Source organism: Paraburkholderia sp. BCC1885 (assembly GCF_900996235.1).
In the GTDB taxonomy this organism is placed as follows: domain Bacteria; phylum Pseudomonadota; class Gammaproteobacteria; order Burkholderiales; family Burkholderiaceae; genus Paraburkholderia.
This window is the reverse complement of record NZ_CAAJGM010000186.1, coordinates 1-427: the sequence shown is the minus strand read 5'-3', so window position 1 is coordinate 427 and position 427 is coordinate 1. Positions and strand designations below refer to the sequence as shown.

Genomic DNA, 427 nt, shown 5'->3' with positions numbered 1-427 from the left:
GTAGGCGTGGTCAGCATCGGAATTTGTTTTTTCTTCCATTCTGTGATCGCAGTGTTGTCATTGCTAAACTCGCAATCGGCCCGCGCTGAGGATACCTCTACCGCCAGCGTCGATCAACCGTCAGATGTGACGAATCGAATAACGACTACGAAGGCATCTTTTTGCTCCCCGATTCTCAATGAATACTCACGCTCCGATATTTGAAATTCTTACGGTTAGCGCGGATCAGGTGTATCCGGTGCGGTGAGCAGTTGGTGGGCGTGGCCTCGGTATGTCGCGAGGATTGCCCCGACCTGCCGCGCGACGGCTGGCGCCTGAGGGGCATGGCGATCGACGAGGCGCTGCGCGGGTTCGGCTTCGGCCGCGTGCTGGTGCGGCTGTGCGCCGAGCATGCACGCGGGCGCGGCGGCCGCACGCTGTGGTGCAC

At 60.2% G+C, this 427-nt stretch carries 2 protein-coding genes; both read left to right on the top strand.

Annotated features, from left to right (window positions below; genetic code table 11):
- A partial coding sequence (locus tag FQ755_RS37810) for a hypothetical protein (protein WP_222105740.1) occupies positions 1 to 204 on the top strand: 204 nt, incomplete at its 5' end.
- Positions 201 to 427: GNAT family N-acetyltransferase (locus FQ755_RS16740; RefSeq protein ID WP_409937519.1), on the top strand; the 227-nt coding region annotated here is incomplete at its 3' end. The genes FQ755_RS37810 and FQ755_RS16740, both read left to right, overlap by 4 nt.